Annotated in this window: 19 protein-coding genes and 1 riboswitch; of the genes, 2 read left to right on the top strand and 17 right to left on the bottom strand. The window is 44.8% G+C overall.

The features are described 5' to 3' along the window. Window positions 1-21 precede the first annotated feature (21 nt). Complete coding sequence (locus ACR8BL_RS00415; RefSeq protein ID WP_434750772.1) at window positions 22-489, bottom strand: low molecular weight protein-tyrosine-phosphatase; 468 nt, start codon at window positions 487-489, stop codon at window positions 22-24. Between the two features lie 6 nt (window positions 490-495). Beyond that, on the bottom strand, window positions 496-1,191 hold the full coding sequence (locus tag ACR8BL_RS00410; protein ID WP_434750771.1) for a trimeric intracellular cation channel family protein: 696 nt from the start codon (window positions 1,189-1,191) through the stop codon (window positions 496-498). A 193-nt stretch (window positions 1,192-1,384) separates the two neighbouring features. On the opposite strand from ACR8BL_RS00410, the gene ACR8BL_RS00405 reads away from it, so the two are divergent. Next, window positions 1,385-2,026, top strand: coding sequence for a thiamine diphosphokinase (locus tag ACR8BL_RS00405; protein ID WP_434750770.1), 642 nt, complete (start codon window positions 1,385-1,387; stop codon window positions 2,024-2,026). A 338-nt stretch (window positions 2,027-2,364) separates the two neighbouring features. Then, window positions 2,365-2,865 (top strand): C40 family peptidase, encoded by a 501-nt coding sequence (locus tag ACR8BL_RS00400; RefSeq protein ID WP_434750769.1) that lies wholly within the window; start codon window positions 2,365-2,367, stop codon window positions 2,863-2,865. 131 nt (window positions 2,866-2,996) lie between these two features. On the opposite strand, the gene ACR8BL_RS00395 is transcribed toward ACR8BL_RS00400, so the two are convergent. From ACR8BL_RS00395 to ACR8BL_RS00325, 15 genes are all read right to left on the bottom strand, one after another. Then, window positions 2,997-3,692: a winged helix-turn-helix domain-containing protein gene (locus tag ACR8BL_RS00395; protein ID WP_434750768.1), complete on the bottom strand. Its 696-nt coding sequence runs from the start codon at window positions 3,690-3,692 to the stop codon at window positions 2,997-2,999. A gap of 144 nt (window positions 3,693-3,836) precedes the next feature. Further along, the gene (locus tag ACR8BL_RS00390) at window positions 3,837-4,886 is read right to left on the bottom strand and encodes a ThiF family adenylyltransferase (RefSeq protein ID WP_434750767.1); all 1,050 of its coding nucleotides are present in this window, start codon (window positions 4,884-4,886) and stop codon (window positions 3,837-3,839) included. After that, entirely contained in the window at window positions 4,883-5,650 is a 768-nt protein-coding gene (locus tag ACR8BL_RS00385) for a thiazole synthase (protein WP_434752964.1), read from the bottom strand. Before ACR8BL_RS00385 ends, ACR8BL_RS00390 begins: the two co-directional genes overlap by 4 nt. Before the next feature lie 82 nt (window positions 5,651-5,732). After that, window positions 5,733-5,936 (bottom strand): sulfur carrier protein ThiS, encoded by a 204-nt coding sequence (thiS, locus tag ACR8BL_RS00380; protein ID WP_434750766.1) that lies wholly within the window; start codon window positions 5,934-5,936, stop codon window positions 5,733-5,735. Beyond that, window positions 5,933-7,177 (bottom strand): glycine oxidase ThiO, encoded by a 1,245-nt coding sequence (gene thiO / locus ACR8BL_RS00375; RefSeq protein WP_434750765.1) that lies wholly within the window; start codon window positions 7,175-7,177, stop codon window positions 5,933-5,935. The genes thiS and thiO overlap by 4 nt, the downstream gene beginning before the upstream one ends. 34 nt (window positions 7,178-7,211) lie before the next feature. Next, window positions 7,212-7,889 (bottom strand): thiamine phosphate synthase, encoded by a 678-nt coding sequence (locus tag ACR8BL_RS00370; protein WP_434752963.1) that lies wholly within the window; start codon window positions 7,887-7,889, stop codon window positions 7,212-7,214. A 267-nt stretch (window positions 7,890-8,156) separates the two neighbouring features. Beyond that, window positions 8,157-8,266: riboswitch (TPP riboswitch) on the bottom strand. Window positions 8,267-8,305: 39 nt separating this feature from the next. Next, on the bottom strand, window positions 8,306-9,859 hold the full coding sequence (locus ACR8BL_RS00365) for an ABC-F family ATP-binding cassette domain-containing protein (RefSeq protein ID WP_434750764.1): 1,554 nt from the start codon (window positions 9,857-9,859) through the stop codon (window positions 8,306-8,308). Between the two features lie 54 nt (window positions 9,860-9,913). Next, window positions 9,914-10,936: a hypothetical protein gene (locus ACR8BL_RS00360; protein ID WP_434750763.1), complete on the bottom strand. Its 1,023-nt coding sequence runs from the start codon at window positions 10,934-10,936 to the stop codon at window positions 9,914-9,916. Continuing rightward, window positions 10,923-11,474: a hypothetical protein gene (locus tag ACR8BL_RS00355; RefSeq protein WP_434750762.1), complete on the bottom strand. Its 552-nt coding sequence runs from the start codon at window positions 11,472-11,474 to the stop codon at window positions 10,923-10,925. Before ACR8BL_RS00355 ends, ACR8BL_RS00360 begins: the two co-directional genes overlap by 14 nt. Further along, window positions 11,474-11,869, bottom strand: coding sequence for a hypothetical protein (locus tag ACR8BL_RS00350; protein WP_434750761.1), 396 nt, complete (start codon window positions 11,867-11,869; stop codon window positions 11,474-11,476). Before ACR8BL_RS00350 ends, ACR8BL_RS00355 begins: the two co-directional genes overlap by 1 nt. 16 nt (window positions 11,870-11,885) lie before the next feature. Next, window positions 11,886-12,371 carry an ABC transporter permease gene (locus tag ACR8BL_RS00345; protein WP_434750760.1) on the bottom strand — a complete coding sequence of 162 codons (486 nt, stop codon included), beginning with the start codon at window positions 12,369-12,371 and terminating at the stop codon, window positions 11,886-11,888. A gap of 63 nt (window positions 12,372-12,434) precedes the next feature. Continuing rightward, window positions 12,435-14,273, bottom strand: coding sequence for a hypothetical protein (locus tag ACR8BL_RS00340; protein ID WP_434750759.1), 1,839 nt, complete (start codon window positions 14,271-14,273; stop codon window positions 12,435-12,437). Window positions 14,274-14,490: 217 nt separating this feature from the next. After that, window positions 14,491-16,317, bottom strand: coding sequence for a pilus assembly protein CpaF (locus tag ACR8BL_RS00335; RefSeq protein ID WP_434750758.1), 1,827 nt, complete (start codon window positions 16,315-16,317; stop codon window positions 14,491-14,493). A 7-nt stretch (window positions 16,318-16,324) separates the two neighbouring features. Continuing rightward, window positions 16,325-17,155 carry a hypothetical protein gene (locus ACR8BL_RS00330; protein WP_434750757.1) on the bottom strand — a complete coding sequence of 277 codons (831 nt, stop codon included), beginning with the start codon at window positions 17,153-17,155 and terminating at the stop codon, window positions 16,325-16,327. Further along, a complete protein-coding gene (locus ACR8BL_RS00325) occupies window positions 17,152-17,865 on the bottom strand; it encodes a hypothetical protein (protein ID WP_434750756.1) in 714 nt (237 codons plus the stop codon). Before ACR8BL_RS00325 ends, ACR8BL_RS00330 begins: the two co-directional genes overlap by 4 nt. Between the last annotated feature and the right edge of the window lie 52 nt (window positions 17,866-17,917).

Here is a 17,917-nt window from a genome sequence, read left to right as displayed (position 1 = left end):
GCCATTTCACCAATGCGGTTTTTATAATGAATTCTCTTCTTCAATTCTGTTTAACAACACATCGCAACCAGCATTCACCAGCTCGTACACTTCTTCAAAGTTCCCTGTGTAGTATGGATCAGGTACTTCTCTGAGCTTTTCGTTCGGCAGCAAATCCATGAACTTGATAATCTCTGCGTCTTCTCCACCCGGCAGACTTCGCACATTCTCTGCGTTGGAATTATCCATACATACAATATAGTCAAATTCAGTGAAGTCTCCACTAACAAATTGTCTCGCACTCATATTGGCATAAGAGATTTGATATCCATCCAGCAACTTGCGAGTCCCCTCATGCGGAGGTTTCCCCACGTGCCAATTGCCTGTACCAGCCGAATCAATACGAATCTGTTCTCCAAGCCCCTTCTCCAGAACTTTGTGGCGCATAACCGCTTCTGCCATAGGTGATCTGCAAATGTTACCGAGACATACAAATACAACGTTAATCATGTTATGTTACTCCCCCTTGCTCAATGTACCTGGAATCACGGATGGTGTATGCTGCGGAATGAGATTCTCCGGCTTCAAATGCACGTTTTCGCTTGGAGTCAACGAACGACGCGGCAGCTTCCATTTATAATGGACAGAACACATCCGGAAAAAGACAACTGTTACAAAACAAATCAGCAATCCAATGTTCGTTGTAAACCAGCCCATTCCGATGGCAAACCCCGCTGCCATTGCCCATACCGCGTAGATCTCATCACGCAGAACAAGCGGTTTACGTCCGGCAAGAAGATCCCGAATGATACCTCCGCCAATTCCCGTCAACACAGCTGCAACGATCACAGCACTGATGGGATGACCCATGTTGGCCGCATACAATCCGCCTTGAATCGCAAAAGCAGCTAGTCCAATCGCATCAAACAATGCCTCTGTCCGTTTCCAGTGACCGATCCACTTCAAAGGAAGTATAAAAGCAACGGCCACCGATATCAGTGCAAGCATAATTAACGAGCCCTGACTCCACAATGTCGTTACAGGCACACCTATGAGCACATTCCGGATCACTCCGCCTCCGAATGCTGTGACAAGCCCAAGAACGAGTACGCCCAAGATGTCATATTCCTCTTCCATGGCTACAAATGCACCGGACATTGCAAATGCAATTGTACCTATAATGCTGAATACTTCAAAAATGTGTAAGTCCAACCTGTTCAAACCTCACTTTTCAAGTCATCTCCATGTCGCTCTCCCCATTGTATCCGCGAGTACAGAAATTGTGCAACCACATTTTGTCGATTATACTGGTTTGGTGTATAGTTTTAACCTTTAGTACCTTTAGTTCAGAATTAAATAAACACGGTTATGTGTTCCCTCTATAAATAAGGAAGGATGAAATAGAATGGATTATAAACGTATTGTCATTTTCACAGGTGGCCAGCTCGCTAAAGAATTCCTTCAGGAGATTAAGCCCGATGACGTCATTATTGCGGCAGATCGTGGTGCCTTGTATCTAATCCAGCATGGCATCAAGCCACACATCGCAGTAGGCGACTTCGATTCCATTACAGATGATGAACGAGAGATCGTAAGCAGCAACAGTATGGAGTTTGTAGCTTGTGACCCAATCCATAAAGATCTTACAGATACGGAAATGGCTTTTGAGACCGCACTGGATCATGAACCTACTCATATTCTCATCTTTGGTGCAACGGGTACACGAATGGACCATACTCTCGCGAATGTTCATATTTTGGTTCGGGCTATGCAGCATCATATCTCCTGTGCACTCCAGGACGAGCACAATTATATGACGTTAACCACCTCCAGCTGTATCGTTGAGCAGCGCGGATATACCTATGTGTCTCTGCTTCCGTTAACGCATGAGGTCACAGGGATATCTCTGGAAGGATTCATGTATCCTCTGGATCAAGCTACCATCCGTATGGGGCAGTCCTTGGGCATCAGCAACAAGCTCCTGCACGAATCAGGAACAGTAACAATTGATAGCGGTCTGCTGCTCATTATTCAAAGCAAGGACTGAACCTATGCAACACGCCGAGAGTGTTGCATTTCAAAGTTAAGATTGCCATAGCCTGCTGCTCAGTATCTAATTATTACTTTTTTGTAACCTGATGTATGGCGTTTAAAATAGCCTCATATGAATGAATTCCCTTGAATATCAAGGGGGTTTTTTATTTATCGCATTTTCCTGTTCGTCAATGATTAATTTTTTGACATTTTTAATCGTATTTTAATAAAGACATGCAAACTACTGACCAATCAAGGTTTTTGCTTATGTATCCAATTTCTAGGGTGTTACAAACCTGTTATACTCGCTCTAGCAACTTAACGAAAACGAATTTTGGAGGTACTAACTACATGAAAACAAACTTCTTCATCCAAAAGGCCGTAACCGTCGGGTTGTGCGCTACACTAGGTTTTGGAGCTGTATTAATGACAAATGCACCTGTTGCACAAGCCGCAACTTCGTCGGTATCAACAGGACAACAAATTGTAAACTACGGTAAAAAATTTATGGGAACTCCATATAACTTTGGTGCTTCAACAACAACAACCAGAAACTTTGACTGCTCTTCTTTTATGAAGTACATTTTCAAAAAGTATGGTGTAGATCTTCCGCGCACTTCCGCACAGCAATCCAAAGAAGGTAAATTTGTCTCTAAAGCCAATCTTCGTGTTGGTGATATGGTCTTCTTCTCAAGCGGCAGCCGCTCCACCGGTTCTAATGTTACACATGTTGGTGTGTACGCAGGAAACGGCAAAATTCTTCACACATACGGTTCACCAGGCGTAACCCTGTCAGATCTGAACTCTGGTACGTGGAAAAGAACGTACATTACAGCTCGCCGCGTCCTCTAGTCCACCTGTCCCTATATCATTCTAACTAACGACCGGATCAATTGATCCGGTTTTTTCATGTCATCCTGTCTTTATAAATACCCGAAACAAGCCTTCTTTCAAACTGGAGAATAGTGGATTCTCTATTAAAATTAGCCGCTCTCGAGCATATAACCGATTCCTCGCACCGTCTGAATCAGTTTCACATCTCTACCTTTATCCACCTTAACCCGCAGATGTTTAATATACACGTCAACTACATTGGTATCCATGACATGTTCATATCCCCATACCTCGCGCAAAATATCACTACGTGTACAGGCCTCATTCAGATGCATGGCCATAAACTCCAATAACTCATACTCCTTAGGGGTCAAGTTCAGATATTGTCCTCCACGGCTTACTCGTCGCGACCGAAGATTAATTCTGAGGTCTCGTACCACAATGATATCCTCACCCTCATATGTTGCACTTGCAAACAGTCGAAGCAGACTGCGAACTCTGGCAAGCATCACCTTCCAATGCACGGGCTCCTCCATTACATCATTCGCTCCAAAATCAAGCCAATCGATAACCCGCTGCGGAGAATTCCCGGGGATTATTACCATTAAAGGTATGGACAAGCCTTTCATGCATTTCTTCAAAGCCATTTTATCTTGTTCACTCTGATTCGAATGCTCAGGCTCATCAACCAAAATGATTAAATGTGTACGAGTCGATTTCATATCACCCTTCTCATTCAATTCAGACCATTCGATGTGCTTCACTTCATAACCTTCGTCTTGCATGAAGTGCATGATCCGGTTCACCAACTCACCAGTCCCCATTAATATGATGGCTGTTTTCATCCTTTTTTTCACCCGGCCCGTCTGTATTCCGTCGCTACTTGGCATGGATTGTACAGTTAGGATGCCATAAAAAGAAAAAGTCCATTCCCGCCGGGAACAGACTTTTTCAGTCATGAGGATGTTAAGCCAAATGATTAATGTTATTCAGCCAAAATAGCGATGAACCAATATACGCGCTTCCGCCGTATCTTTTGTTCCATGAACAAGTACACGACCATCCTGAAAAATGACCAATCGATGATTACCTGTTGTGAACGACACCAGAAAAGGATTGCTCTCTACTTTGCCTTCCCCAAGCCGTTCCAATCGAACTGCTGTCTGCGCAAGATCCAGCTGTCTGCGCCGGGCAGGCCGAATCTGAACCGTGTCCCTGCCACACAACACATCGGTTTTCTCAAGATTGGATGCAGAAAGAAACGGATACGTGGCTGATGGGCTGCATGAAGCACAATCCTGTTTTTTCGCCCCATCTACATTGATGGATATGTACTCGTTCCTCCACACATCAAATGACAACAGTTTACGTCTAAGAGCAGCTGTATTACCACTTAGCAATTTCATTGCTTCCGCTGTCTGATTGGCTGTCACCATCTGCACCGCTTGAGGAATAATGCCCGACGTGTCACACGTATCCCCACCGAGAGGTACTTCTCCAAGAAGGCAGACTAAGCACGGCGTATCACCAGGCAAAAACGTATACGTAATACCGTAACTTCCGACACATCCCCCGTATATCCAAGGGATTTGATGTTTCTGCGCCATATCATTAATAAGTAGTCTTGTATCAAAATTATCCGTTGCATCCATGATTAGATCGGCCTGCCCAACAAGTTCTTCCAGTTCGTCGACTCGTACATCCATCACTTGGCCTTCGATGCGAACTGTTGAATTAATTGCTGTTAGACGTTTGGCAGCCGCCATCGCTTTGGGCATACGTTCTATGGCGTCCTGCTCTACATAAAGCTGTTGCCGCTGCAGGTTGCTCCATTCCACATAGTCCCGGTCAACAATGGTAATCTGTCCAACACCGGAACGGACCAGCGTTTCTGCAATACCTGTTCCGAGTGCCCCGGCTCCAATAATGAGAACCTTGCTATCCTTTAGTCTTGCTTGACCTTCTTTGCCAAGCGGCGCATATCGTTCCTGTCTGGAATATCGATCGGCCTGCTCCGCTTGATGTAACTGATCTGTCATGTATGAACCATTCCTTCCACCGGACTGCTTGCCGCAGCATAACGTTTTATTGGAATCATGCCTGATTCGTAAGCCAGTCTGCCTGCTTCAACCCCAAGTCGCATGGCTTTTGCCATAGTAACGGGATTGTTGGACCCCGATACAGCCGTATTAAGCAGAACGCCGTCTGCCCCAAGTTCCATCGCATAAGCAACATCTTTGGGCGAACGTAAACCTGCATCCACAATTACAGGCACTGCCGCCTGTTCTATGATGATCTCCAGATTGTACGGATTGATAATACCTCTGCCTGCACCGATCGGAGAAGCTCCCGGCATGACTGCATGTACGCCCAGCAACTGGAGTCGTTTAGCTAAAATGACATCGTCCGAGATATAAGGCAGCACAGTGAATCCTTTTTCGAGCAAAATACGGCAAGCTTTGTACGTTTCAAGCGGATCAGGCAGTAACGTTACCCCGTCTCCGATGACTTCGACTTTTATCATATCACAAAGCCCTGAAGCTCGTGCAAGCTCGGCAATTCTTACTGCCTCCTCTGCAGTCGAAGCCCCTGCGGTATTAGGTAGCAGCGTATACTTGCGTAGATCGAGCGTATCCAGAAAGTGCTGCTTGTCGGTCTCCTCCAGATTCAAACGACGTACCGCAAAGGTTAATACCTCTGTACCTGAAGCCTCCACAGCCTGGCTCTGAACTTTCAAATCTGAAAACTTGCCTGTTCCAAGGAGCAATCTCGATTCAAACGTATATTTACCAATACTTAACATCATTAATCCTCCTAGTATTTAATAAGATTTGATCGCAACTACGATATAAGAAAATTCAACCATCGCCTGTGAATCACCTTGCTTAGCCACCGCCGACAAAATGAACAATCTCAATCCGATCGCCTTCTCTTAACGTTGTTGTTTCATGATGATCTTTGGTCAAAATATTACGATTCAACTCAACCACCACCGTTTTCACTTGCAAGTTGAATGATTGCAGTAACTTGTCGACACGGTTTAACCCGTCGTCAACCTCCATCTTCTGACCATTCACGATAATATTCACAGCATAACACCCCTTCTGTTCATTCGATCAGGCGACAATGCTTCAATCCCGATCTCTTCCGCACTTTTACCCTCCAGCATCTCTGCAATCCAGTGACCTGTTATCGCACTAAGTAAGATTCCATTGCGAAAATGACCATATGCCGTGTACAAACCAGTAATTTGTCCACATCTGCCTATATACGGCAGTCCATCCGGGGTGGATGGTCTTACACCTGCCCATGCCCGCAAAAAGTCTGCCTCCTTGATTCCCGGAACCCAATAATTTGCGGCACCAAGTAATCGTTGCACACTATTAGCAGATACGCTGTGATCTTTTCTTCCTGGCAGACTGGTTGCTCCGATCCATACCTCTCCGTTGGCCTTCGGAACGATATAGACGTCTTCTGCATATACCGTTCGATCGGGTCTGTATGCTGTCTGTTCTGCAGGAAACCGAATAGCAATCATTTCACCTTTCACCGGAATTGAAGGCAAGGTCACTCCCACTTGATGCATCAGTAGCTCCCCCTGCAAACCAGCAGCCACGATAACATGTTTACAAGTTATCTCTCCCTTGGCAGTTGTAACCGCTCGGACTCGATCGTTGTTCACTAATAAACGAACATCTTGAGCCCCTTCCCAGATCCGGGCACCCATCATTTGAGCCGACCTCGCATAGGCTCTGGTCAACGATACAGGTAGAACTTCACTCTCCAGTGGTCTGTAATACGCACCGTATGTCTCCCGATTCAACCATGCCACTTCCCGTTGCACCGTACTCCGATCCCACCAATGCTGCCCCGAATCCGAAGAGACATTTCGTTTATCCTTGTATTGACTTAAATCACTATATGATCGAAATGGTGTAATGAACCCGCTGCGCCTCAAGCCAACTTCCATACCTGTTAGAGCGGATATTTGATCTTTGTGCTTATGCAATAATTCTCTGCTGTCATATGCCGCCTGTGCTAGAAGTGGATGTGCAAATTCTTCACTATCTGCTGCAAGCATACCAGCAGCTGCGGAGGAAGTTCCACTGGCAATCTCTGATTGCTCAACAAGAAGCACTTCCTGTCCTCTGGATGCCAATTCAAAAGCAATTGCACAGCCTACAATTCCACCACCTACAACAATTGTTTCTGCCTGAAAAACTCCCGGTAAGTCAGTTGAAGTATCCGATGTGGACATCATCATAAATCGATGTTGATCACACGAGGGTGCGGTAATACCTTCGGGTTGACCCATTCCTCTCTGTTCCATTTTCTCATCCCCTTGATTGTGCATTGAGCAGCATTCATTTTCCTGTTTCCACAGACTGTTTTAAAAGGGCTGCTGCATGAGCAGGATTTTCATGTTGAAGTACACCCGAGATCACAGCGGCACCCCTGGCTCCCGCAGACCTGACAGCTTGAATGTTATCCGGCTGGATGCCCCCTATTGCCATGACAGGTACGTTCACACCCGAGCATACTTCCGCCAATGCTTCTAATCCCCTTGGAGTTATATCCGGTTTGCTTGCACTCGCATATACATGCCCGAAAAAAAGGTAATCTGCTCCATACTCTTCTGCAATTCTCGCCTCATGAATTGAATGTACAGATACCCCCAAACGGCGCTTTAGATCATGCCTGTTTCCGGGTTCCACCGTCATTTTTGCCTTGTGTAACATGTCTTGGCTCCAATGCACCCCTTGATAACAAGCATCTTCAGGCGTAAACCGGTTCGCACCGTTGATTACAATCCGAGAAACAGGAACACCGGATTCTACCATCAATCTGGCCCAGTTTAATCGCTGGTGTAACGGAAGCTGCTTTTCCCGGATATGAATATAATCCACCCAAGGCCAAATTTCTTTAGCTGCCTTCAGTGTGGCTTCTTGTTCCCCTCTATTGCCGGATATCACATGCAGCTCAAAAAGAGAGTTGTTTCTTAATTGTTCATCCGATACTTTTGACTTGTCCTCAAACATCATGTTAAACACTCTCGTTCTCCCTCCTTTCAGCTACAGGCTCCGAACGACTTAACAAAAAACGCAACAAATATATAATCAAAAAAAGCCACTCCCGTAGGGGAGTGGCTGCGTATAAACAAAGGTTCAGTTCAATAACAAACATTCGACGAATACCTGATCAAAAGTGTAATAGGTAACCCTATAACTGTCTGCTCGAGTATTGAAATGTCTGCATCACGATGTAGTAAAGATCCCTTTTTCCATTGAAGAATCATGTAATATCGTTTTCGCTGAAACGCGCCACTTCCCTACGCTGGTATGATCCAGATCAGGTGCGAAGGGTCCGGAATCGCATTCTTCCATCTCAGCCGCATCGTGCGGCCCCCCTAGTGTTCATATGAAGTTGTAGCCTATATTACCACAACCGGTTTTTTTTGTCATTGTGCTTTTTCAGACCACTCTTCTACATTCCACGTTTTGGTGACCCAGCCTTCATAAAAATCCGGTTCGTGAGATACAAGCAAAACGGTTCCCTTGTATTCCTGCAACGCACGCTGCAGTTCAGCCTTCGCCGTTACATCCAGATGGTTCGTCGGCTCGTCAAACAAAACCCAGTTGCTTTCACGCATCAGCAGTTTACACAATCGAACTTTAGCCTGCTCTCCTCCGCTCAGCATGTTAAGAGGACGAGTGATGTGCTCATTTTTAAGCCCACAGCGCGCAAGATGACCTCGCACTTCATTCTGTGTCAGGTGAGAAAATTCATTCCACACGTCGTCAATCGGTGTAATATTTCCAGCGCGTACTTCCTGTTCGAAGTAAGCTGTCTCCAGGTAATCTCCAAGGAATGTTTTACCGCTGATTGGCGCAATTTTACCCAGAATTGTTTTGAGAAGAGTTGATTTACCTACACCGTTACATCCCACAATGGCAATCTTTTCTCCACGTTCAATCGTCATCGTCATCTTGGGTAATAGCGGATACGTATAACCGATTTCAAAATCGATACCCTCAAAAACAGTTTTGCTACTCGCGCGCGCATCCTTGAACTTAAATGTTGGTTTTGCAGCTTCGTCTGGACGATCAATACGCTCGATTTTGCCGAGTTGTTTTTCACGGCTTTTCGCCCGGCCTGATGTTGAAGCCCGAGCCTTGTTGCGCTGAATGAAATCTTCTTGTTTTTTGATGAATTCCTGCTGCTTTTCATAGGCATCGATGTGCTGTGCTTTCTGCATACCCGCCATCTCCAGGAATTTATCATAGTTGGCAGCGTACCGAGTCAATTTGGCAAACTCCAAATGATAGATGACATTAACAACGTCATTCATGAATTCCGTATCATGAGAAATCAGCAGAAAAGCATATGGGTAGTCTTTCAGATAACGTGTCAGCCACTCAATATGCTCTACATCCAGATAGTTGGTCGGCTCATCCAATAGAAGGGCAGTAGGTTTCTCCAATAATAACTTCGCAAGAAGTACCTTCGTGCGTTGTCCACCACTAAGAGAGGCAACATCCCGATCAAGGCCGATCGCATTCAATCCCAAACCGTTCGCCATTTCGTCCACTTTCACATCGATCAGATAAAAATCGCCCTGTTCCAGCTGTTCCTGAATTTCACCCATCTCTTCAAGCAGTTGTTCCAGCTTATATGGATCGGCATCAGCCATCTGATCCGTGATCGCCATCATTTCCTTTTCCAGTTCCAGCAATGGGAGAAAAGCATCTTTGAGCACATCACGAATGGTTTTGCCTGGTGTTAACTTCGTGTGTTGATCAAGATAACCATAACGGACCTTAGGTGTCCACTCCACTTTACCGCTATCCTTAAGCAATTTTCCCGTCAGGATATTCATGAGTGTTGATTTTCCGGCACCATTTGCTCCAACAAGCCCAACTCGTTCTCCGGCGAGCAAACGAAAAGAAACATTTTTAAACAACGTACGGTCTCCAAAATTGTGACTAACGTTTTCTACTGACAATAAACTCATATGATGAGACTGCTCCTATCTATTTACATTACTTTTAGTTATCGTTTCAAACCCCTATTCTAGCACAGGTTCAGTCTTTTCTGAAAGTAATGAAAATTGGGCAGAGCAATCATATTCATAGTAACCCATGGAAGCCGCCTGCTTTGCAGTCGTAAATACCTCTTCAGCACGAAAACCTGGTTTACAGGTCGCTGGATAATGATATTTTATCCCTGTCGCGGGATCTATTCCGCCAACAACTGCTGTTTTTTTGACCAGTCTGCCCCCGCCTATCGCAAAATTATTAATCTTCTGATCCCCTACAGCAATACCCTGTATAAAAGCCATGATTCCTGTATCATTGATCGAGTTGTACCAATTCTCTTGTGAGATCAGAGGCATCGTAAACAAATAAGATATACCATTTTTCCTGGCGAATTCATTATGGCGATTGATTACGTCTGCTAACTCATCCTGTACACGGGTCACGATCCGGCTGCGCCGTACCTGTTCAAAGATTTTAGAATCCTGAAGCAGTGTAATCGTTGAACTCGCGGCCAGTTCATGCTGAAAACCTTCGATCCATTTCCCTGCACCAGCATCATAAGCATATACATAACCGTCAAGTGTGAAATTAATGCTGTTGCCGTCCGAATCGGAATATGTATAAGGTTTTTTCGGGCTCCACACCAGTCTGAGAGATACTTCCATTGCCCCAGTCATCTCGGTTTCCTTAGCAAAAATATAATAACCGTCATAATCCAGAATAATGATCGCCGGGATATAGTCAAACATATGTTGGATAGCCATCTGATCATCCTGTATTCCCATGTTTAATGCCATCGTCTGGGTAAAGGTGGACAAAGCCAGCTCTTTATCCGCCTTCACGAACTTGGCAGAATCATAGCCTGCTTCATCATCTTGTTTTTCATTCTGGTGCATAACTGCGCCAGCATCCATCACTGCAGTTTGAAGTGCTGTTTGGTAGCGGTAAGCCAATTCATTGGCCTTTTGTGCATCATGTGTATGGAACGTTAGTATGTAAAAGAGCGGAAAGAAAATAAGTACAAACACAATGGAAAGCTCAGTAATCTTCATTCAGTACCATGCCCCCATAAGAAGCAAAAACCGCAGCAGCTTGGGCAGTGCCTTGCAACCATTCCCTTAATATCATGGAAGGTGTGCGATTAGTGCTTTTAAGACTGACGGTAAAGAAATCACCCATGTTTAGCGTATATCTACGCCCAGGGTCATCCATGGACAATGTGCTGGATAACGGGTATAGACGCTCTCGGATCTGGGACAAATAGTATGCATCATGAACAATCTCATATGTGCCTGTGAAACTGTTTTGATTCATTGGATCTGAATAGTGAGGCACATACTTTTTATGTAAATGTTCCAGGGAGATATCATAGTTGTTGCCTGTTTGGGCTAACTGCTCTTGGAATTCCGCCAGCATTCGAGGAGAGATATATCCCTTCGTTCGGACAGCATCGACAAACCTTGTGACACTCTGGGTCGCCGTCATGCGCGCAATATCATCCTGACGTTCGGCGGTCTCAGCCGCAGGATACACATAGAGCAGAAGCACGGCAAGCAATACCGCAAACAACTTGGATGCTGCATTGAGCACTATCTCTCTACCTCCTTCCAGAAAGAAAGTTTTAACAATTCTCCGGATGCACTTCGTTTATATTCAGTTCGATAGTTCCCGTATAGCTCAACTGGAATCATGGCTGAAGGATTTACAGGCGGGTCGATCACAGACCCATAACCGTTCACTTCCACTTGAACCCCTGAACCTGTCATTTGCCGTACGGTATGCAGAACCTCAGCTCCGGTATATCTGACTATTCCGCTCGTCTGAAGTGTCGTATGCACTCTGCCTTCCATAGTTGCATTTGTTTCCACCCTGTCGTTCAAAGCATTGGTTAAAATACGGATATTCCACTGCCCGTACAGGCAGGCTGTCACAAATAGGACAACCGCTGTGCAGAACAGCATCAGATGCTGTGTGTTCCGGGACATGTTCAACCATCTCCAGTCAGGATTGCTGAAAGATCAGACCTCTGACAACATTAGATCGGTCTTTAACAATAATCGCCTTGAATTTGCCGCTAGGATTAACGTATTGATTATCTTTTTCACTCATCGTCTGATTGATGCTGCCTACCTTGTCATCAGGTGCAATGACAGACCCATAGTCCGCATTATTCAGATCCTGAGAGATATTGAGCTGATTGCCGTACCATTGTCCGCTTTTGTTTTTCCCTGTAATAACCTGGATACCAAATTGATCTTTGTCCGCATATTTACGTAAAGCATTGGTCACTTGTGAGCCACTAATCGTTGTTCCGTCATATACGGTAAATGCTGCTTGAGAAAGTTCTGTTTGAATATCTGCAAAGTTATTCTGTGCTGTTTTGGTTGCCTCCTGAGCCGAAATAAATAACAACACCACAATTGTAATCAAAGCAATGGTCAAAAATATTCCTGCTGCCACCTTTAAAGCACTTGATGCATTATTCATATGAAATACCCTCCTAGAGTGAAATGTTTGATTTTATGTTCATTTGTTCCTTAAAGTGAAGCACTACAGTTTCTGAATTTGTTCATAATACATGTTCATCTGCATAAAACTCATGCCAACCAGCGGAATAACGAGGTACAGGAAGATCAAAGCATAAATAGGTGCGAAACCGATCATTCTTCCCCATCCTGCCTTGATATCAATGATTTTGTTGTACTCCTGTTTGCGTTGCTCAAAATAAAAGGCCATCATGCTTTCCAGATCATCAAAAGCTTCACGAATGGATATTTTACCTAGAGCCAGCTGCAGTTTATCAATTAAACGTTGAAATTCAGGCAAACCCACTTCCTCTTTTAACTGTTCAAGTGCTGGTTCAGGGCCATGTTCGAAGTGCAGCAGACACTTTTGCAAAGGCCTTTTGAAAATAACAGCAAATCGATTGAGCCATTCCACAATCTCTTCCACAGACATACGATCCATCTCACGCAAAATGGAAATCACCGTCTGGAATTGATAGATTTCATGGCGCATATCCAAGCTTCTCATTTTACGTTGGAACAACATGAGCCAGATTGGCAGATAATAACCGCCTATACCCATCACTAGTGCCAAAACAGCCTCCCACCACCGCATATACTGGTTGTTATACGCCTCTAACTTGTCTGTAATCCGTTGAATTGCCGCCGTCTGGGCATCATGATCCAGCTGGACTGGTGCAAGCTTCAACAACGCATTGGAAATATGCTCGTAAGTAGCTCCCTGCTGCATTTCGACATCTGCCATAACCGCTCCATCCAGTGCAGTCTTCTCCATAGCTACTTTCAGATCCGTCTCAGACATTACACCAAACATACGATCATCCCTGATTGGATCATGCAATATATGATTACGCTCGACCTGATGTAACAAAAGAATCAAGCCTATACTCAGAACCAGACAACTTGCAAACAACATTAATCTGCGAATAGCCAGCCATTCGTATTTTAACTCGGTATTGCTCTCTCTCATTAACCTGATGGTCTGAGTGTACCCGGTTGTCCCAGGTTTGGGAGCAAAAAGCATAGCCATCCTCCGCAAAAAGATTCGTTTATACAGAAACCGATCCAGTGTCGATTGCTTCTGCCCAGAACGGTAGCGGGTTTCATCATATTGTTGAAGACGCTGTAACAGCAGGTAGGCAACAATAATGATAACGTAAATGGAAATTTTGGTGATAAAGCCAAGCTTGCTGCGATAAAACTCATCCATCGTCGGAAAACTGACCCGAGCCCAACGCTCAATCGGCCCTGTAAATAAGATAGGAGCAAGAGCAATCACATTTAGTCCTTGCAGCAGATAATCAAGCCGGTCACGCCTCAAAATTTCCAGATGAATCTCTTGAGTCAGATTACCTAATCCTTGGAGATAAATGGAGCCCTGCTGCTTGTCCTTGTCTCCAAACTCCATCACCATATAAGAAACACCAGCAAAACCTTTGAGAAAACGGTTTGGTGCCACTTCATAATACCGCTCAAGTGCTTCATTGGGATCGGGTGAAGTTAAAGCCTCATAGATCAGCCTGACTTGTTCGGCTGCTTCTCCTGCCCCCGCCTCGGACGCTTCGTACAGTGCTTCCTCAACCATTCCATGTTGGTGATACCGATGTCTTACATCGGCAAAAAGATCAAGCATCTGCACCAGCAGTTTTTTCTCCATACGACTCAGGCACATATCCAGCACAAGACTGTTTAGTACGACAGCACAAAGGATGGCCAGAACGATAAAAGTGAGGGCAGGCTGCAACCAAAAGAGTGCAACACTGATACTTCCATACCCGCCCATAATAATCAGAACAACAGTCATTGTGACTCTGCGAAGCGCTGGTTCGTCCTTGGCATAGCGATAGGAGATTCTTTTTTGCACCTGTAAAATATACGCCGATAGCAAAGGTACCCTCGTCCCAATTTGATACGCCTGCAACAAGAACGTTCCCCAGCCCCTATTCCTTTTGCCCTGGATGCTGATGACATTCGAAGCTGTGTATGTTGAGACTGATTCTTTTCGCCGCAATACATAAAGAATGAGAAACGTGATGACTAAACCACCTGCACAAATGCCAATTATCAACAATAGAAGCCATTTAATGCTCATATGTCTCACCCCAGTGATGTCCCATAAACTGCTCAAACTTTTTAGCATCTGACAGTGTCATCTGTTCCTTCATATCCACGATGCACGAAGCGGAGATCGGGGCAGTCGCCACATATTTACCATGCTGATATTCCATAACATTACGAAATGTAAATCCGGCTCTCTCTTTCATAAGACCTTCATCACGGGGATGGGGAATACATTCTGTAATCCGCTCAATATATCTGCGGCCCTCTGCATCTTTCTTCATATGAACATCAAAGTTAATGACACTGACAACCTGTTCTTCGGCGATATGTTCATGCTGGAACATACCTGTTTTGAGCAGCGAATTCCGGAGAGAAAACACCAGATCACGGAATGTTTTGGCATGATGCGTAAACAGGGTGAACAGACTCGCCACTTGTGACATCTGAATCATCCAGGCAGCCACCTCATCACTCGCAACCTCACCGAGAATGTTTACTGTCCCATCTGTTTTTTTCTGCAAATCCAACCCTTGCTGACCAGATATATGTTCCGTCTCCCGAAAACTCAGAATGTTGCGGCGACTGTAGATCCGTCTTAACTGCAGCTCGAATGCCATCTCCTGTACTCGCAGGGTATAAGAGGCATAGATATGTTTCACCATTGCCATCAGCAATGTTGTTTTACCCGAACCCTGAGCACCGGTCACGGCTGTGATCCGACTGCCTTTCATCAAATATTGCAGCAGTTCGATTGGTAATTGTACGTTGTTACCTATAATCAACTGTTCGAGTGAAGCATTAGGAATGTCAAACTTCCGGACAAAAAATGCCCAGGATTCGGAAAAAGGAGGACGCACAACGACCACACGCGAGCCGTCTTTCATTTCATTTACCTTATAACCGCTGGCCTCTGATAATTGGCCAGGATAATTGTATTTATAGATGTTCTGACATACTCGCTTCAACTCTCGAATACTGCCAAAACTCAAGAAAGACAGGTGTATGGACTTACCCTTATAAAAAATCCAGACACTCTCCATCCCGCTAAGTGGTTCTTCATCATGTTCATCCTCAAAAGCATGTTCCAAAAGATCATTCCAGGAAGCCGGTGTGTGACTCACCATATTTGGGAACGTTTCGAGAACCCCGCTCACCCCTCCACTTACACCATCGATCCGTTGATCCCTGATCTCATCCACGACTGAGAATCCTTTGTAGTGTTGGTACACACGCTGCACGATAATTTCTACCTTTTCTCTGAATTCCAATTCCCGGTATTCACACTCAAATACATACTGAATGTCTCGATCGGAAATATAATAACTACCGCCATCTTGTGTACCTTCTTCCAGTCGAAGTTTACCTAAATCATAAGTATCGATCATTCTGGAAAGTGCATCTGTCCCAAATTGCTGACGGTACATATAAAAGACGATCTCAAAGCGATCTTGTGTGGTTAACCGTTCAGGTTCAGCGAACATCATCACTTCATCCACGTTAGACTTGTTCAGACCAATACTTCGTGTCAACAAGTCAGCAATCAGGTTTTTGACATACGTTTTGTCACTGATGCTTCCAGACACACAACCTTTGAGTGCTTTTCTCATCTCAGCACGCTGATTGATTCTACGGCGATACTCTTCCTCATGTAAACCTGCGTCTGCAAGCTGACTATGACTTATTTCATGCAATGAATGTTTAACTTGTTCAATTAATGACTCAATCGTAAAAGATTCCTGTTCAGGTATACGCTCGCTTTTATCTCGACTGTATGCTCGATACTTGAACCAGACATAATACATGCCTGCAATTAGAATAATCGTTATGATAACTGCATTCCAAACCATTGGAGATTCAAGCTCCCCTTTCTAGCCTCTTCAGCACAGTACGCATCCCCGCACCGTCCATAATCAGGCGAGCGAGTTCCCCCATGCCAGCGGCAAAACTCCCTTTTCGAACATCTTTTTTATCACCTGGATTCTCAAGCTGTAGATATCTGGCAACGTCTCTGCGATTCATTGCATCCAAAAAGCCGGTAGTATACGGGATAGCAGAAAGACTCCCCTTGTATCTGAAACCACGCTTAATATTGGAGAGCGTAGCACGAGAATGTGAATCATATTTATTAATGAGTACATGCAGCTTCCGTTCATTCGGGTGTTCGGGCAAGATCTCTTCAAAAAATTGTTCCAGATTCCTCATATCTTGATTCAGAACAACGACAACATAGTCTGCTTGTTTCACCAGTAAGTCTGAATCAACATTTGTGCGCTCTGCATCCAAAAGGACGAGATCATAACATTGATTAGCGGTCTCCATCAGCTTTTTTAACAACTTCGCATTTTCACTCGCAGATCTCTCGCTCCAGTTCATACTTCCGGTCAACAGATCAAGTCGATCTTTCAGCAATGGCTTGGTGTAATCCCTTAAATTGTGCTTGTTCAGACTTCCGCTATGAAACAGTCGTTCAACGGCATCCCAACCGTTCTCTTCAAAAGAATACAATACCTCAGCTGAAACTTTCTCATCCTGAAATAAACCTGCTTCTATACCAGAGTTCGCCCGACCTGGATTAATCAATAGCACTCTGGTTCTATACTGGAGTGCCATGGCGTATGCACTAAGCAAAGTACTTGAGGAACAACCCATTTCCGCAAAAGGACTCCAAAACGTGATCGTACTCATGCCCTCACCCTCCCTGCTTCCTTGATCGCACGGCGGCTGTCAACATTCTCCCACCCCGTTAGTTGCTCCACAACACGACATAACGATTTTTTGTAGTTTCTGGACAGTGGGCCTAGCTGCACACAGCGATGATGTTCATTTTCAAGCTTAACGGCAGCGCTCAGTTCATCCCATGGAAGGATTAAGGATTCCCCCGTCCATTGAAAGGGACTCCCTTCTAGGTAGGCCCACAGATAATGGGCTTCAAGTCTGCAATCCACACCATGAATTAGCATTCGCTGGAAAGTCAACTCTTCAGGAAGTTCCTGTTTGTTAAGTAACTGTTCCAGCCATCCTTTCCCTCGCTCCAGATTGTATCGCTCATAGTCACTCACCCAGACACGAACATCTGCCGCAAGCCATAAATTCCTTGAAGCAAAGTGCAAAGTCTCCATGTCGTATAACACATAATCATAACTGTCCAGAGTCTCGCCGCTCATCTGTAAGTGTTGTTCTACTGCCACCCCAGTAACAAAATGACAGGCTATATCAAACCCTTCAAATTCGACAATCCGTAAAGATTGTTGATGATCCCCGACGCAATATCCATATTTCTGTTGCAACGTACCATCCACTAGCAGAACCCTCTTACCTGTCGAAGCAAGTATTTTGCACAGGTATAACATCAGGTCATTTTTCTCGCATAAACCTGCAAAAATCCAAATATGCACTGATAAGCGCCCCTCAATCTCAATTTAATGTTGTTACAAGAAGTAAAAATCT

The sequence above is a fragment of the Paenibacillus amylolyticus genome, assembly GCF_051136285.1.
Taxonomy (GTDB): domain Bacteria; phylum Bacillota; class Bacilli; order Paenibacillales; family Paenibacillaceae; genus Paenibacillus; species Paenibacillus amylolyticus_F.
This window is presented reverse-complemented; position numbering and strand designations above follow the sequence as displayed.

What these genes read in the sequence shown, in the direction of transcription:
- ACR8BL_RS00415 (WP_434750772.1), bottom strand. Translation starts at nt 489, where the DNA reads ATGATTAACGTTGTATTTGTATGTCTCGGTAACATTTGCAGATCACCT.
- ACR8BL_RS00405 (WP_434750770.1), top strand. Translation starts at nt 1,385, where the DNA reads ATGGATTATAAACGTATTGTCATTTTCACAGGTGGCCAGCTCGCTAAA.
- ACR8BL_RS00400 (WP_434750769.1), top strand. Translation starts at nt 2,365, where the DNA reads ATGAAAACAAACTTCTTCATCCAAAAGGCCGTAACCGTCGGGTTGTGC.
- ACR8BL_RS00395 (WP_434750768.1), bottom strand. Translation starts at nt 3,692, where the DNA reads ATGAAAACAGCCATCATATTAATGGGGACTGGTGAGTTGGTGAACCGG.
- ACR8BL_RS00390 (WP_434750767.1), bottom strand. Translation starts at nt 4,886, where the DNA reads ATGACAGATCAGTTACATCAAGCGGAGCAGGCCGATCGATATTCCAGA.
- ACR8BL_RS00385 (WP_434752964.1), bottom strand. Translation starts at nt 5,650, where the DNA reads ATGTTAAGTATTGGTAAATATACGTTTGAATCGAGATTGCTCCTTGGA.
- thiO (WP_434750765.1), bottom strand. Translation starts at nt 7,177, where the DNA reads ATGGAACAGAGAGGAATGGGTCAACCCGAAGGTATTACCGCACCCTCG.
- ACR8BL_RS00370 (WP_434752963.1), bottom strand. Translation starts at nt 7,889, where the DNA reads ATGATGTTTGAGGACAAGTCAAAAGTATCGGATGAACAATTAAGAAAC.
- ACR8BL_RS00365 (WP_434750764.1), bottom strand. Translation starts at nt 9,859, where the DNA reads ATGAGTTTATTGTCAGTAGAAAACGTTAGTCACAATTTTGGAGACCGT.
- ACR8BL_RS00360 (WP_434750763.1), bottom strand. Translation starts at nt 10,936, where the DNA reads ATGAAGATTACTGAGCTTTCCATTGTGTTTGTACTTATTTTCTTTCCG.
- ACR8BL_RS00350 (WP_434750761.1), bottom strand. Translation starts at nt 11,869, where the DNA reads ATGTCCCGGAACACACAGCATCTGATGCTGTTCTGCACAGCGGTTGTC.
- ACR8BL_RS00345 (WP_434750760.1), bottom strand. Translation starts at nt 12,371, where the DNA reads ATGAATAATGCATCAAGTGCTTTAAAGGTGGCAGCAGGAATATTTTTG.
- ACR8BL_RS00335 (WP_434750758.1), bottom strand. Translation starts at nt 16,317, where the DNA reads ATGGTTTGGAATGCAGTTATCATAACGATTATTCTAATTGCAGGCATG.
- ACR8BL_RS00330 (WP_434750757.1), bottom strand. Translation starts at nt 17,155, where the DNA reads ATGAGTACGATCACGTTTTGGAGTCCTTTTGCGGAAATGGGTTGTTCC.